The following is a 288-nucleotide window of genomic DNA, read 5'->3' as shown; positions in this document are numbered from 1 at the left end:
GCTGGATCGGGTTCAGTTCGGTGACCTGGCCCGCCTCATCACGCTTGGCGTGAGCTTCGATGGTGCGGACTTTCTTGCCTTCGAAGTAATGCGCGCCGGTGATGCATGTGCGCACTTCTTCGCTGGTGCCGTCCGGGTTGTCGACGATCACCACGCAGGCGTGGCAGATGCCCTGGCCGCAGCCCAGACGCGAACCGGTGAGGTTTTTGTATTCGTGCAGGTAGTCGATCATCGGCAGGTCATCAGGGATGTCCACCGGGCCGACGGATTGACCATTGAGGGTCAGTT

General features: G+C 60.8%; 1 protein-coding gene. It reads right to left on the bottom strand.

The window, feature by feature from the left end:
- On the bottom strand, positions 1-286 hold a 286-nt coding region (locus BK660_RS31345; protein ID WP_259698572.1), incomplete at its 3' end, for a 2Fe-2S iron-sulfur cluster-binding protein.
- Positions 287-288: the final 2 nt, after the last annotated feature.

This window comes from Pseudomonas brassicacearum, assembly GCF_003732265.1.
Classification (GTDB): Bacteria; Pseudomonadota; Gammaproteobacteria; order Pseudomonadales; family Pseudomonadaceae; genus Aquipseudomonas; species Aquipseudomonas brassicacearum_D.
The sequence above is the reverse complement of the archived record's forward strand: the minus strand, read 5'-3'. Positions and strand labels throughout refer to the sequence as shown.